The sequence below is a fragment of the Candidatus Hakubella thermalkaliphila genome (genome assembly GCF_013281975.1).
Lineage (GTDB): Bacteria > Actinomycetota > Humimicrobiia > Hakubellales > Hakubellaceae > Hakubella > Hakubella thermalkaliphila.
In genome coordinates this window covers 1-559 of the sequence record NZ_BLRZ01000466.1, presented here as the reverse complement: position 1 = coordinate 559, position 559 = coordinate 1, and the positions used below count along the sequence as shown (strand labels likewise).

At 50.8% G+C, this 559-nt stretch carries 1 protein-coding gene; it reads left to right on the top strand.

The features are described from left to right. Positions 1 to 18 precede the first annotated feature (18 nt). On the top strand, positions 19 to 559 hold a 541-nt coding region (locus HW443_RS12740), incomplete at its 3' end, for an NfeD family protein (protein WP_320411606.1).

Here is a 559-nt window from a genome sequence, read left to right as displayed (position 1 = left end):
GAGAAAGTGAGTTCCGCCATGAAAAGGACCAGACTCTTTGAGGAACAGCAAAAGCTGGGAGCGGTCTTCACTGACTTCGCGGGCTGGGAGCTCCCCGTATATTACTCCAGCATCCTTAAGGAACATTTTGCGGTCAGAGAGGGAGCCGGGCTATTCGATGTCTCTCATATGGGCATAGTCTTGATGGTCGGGGGAATCTTTCTAGCTCTCGGAATGGGGGCGCTGGTCCTGGGAGTTGTTTTTCTTCTTATAGGAATAGGACTTTTGTTCTGGCAAACTGTCCGCCTGGAGACGCAGGACAGAAGTAAGCAGGCCTTACCAGAACTGAAAGAACTGGAGGATAAGATAGGAGAAACCTTACCCCCCTTGCGCCCGGCAGGAATTGCTCACCTGGAGGGAAGGAAAGTTGATGTCCTTACTGAAGGAGAGTTTCTGCCCCCAGGCACCCCAGTCAAGGTAGTTAAGGTCCTGGGTAACAAAATAATAGTCCAAGAACTTAGAGCAAACCGAAGACATCTCTCCTTTGGAGGCAGGTCTGGCGAGATTTGTCGATTTGGAC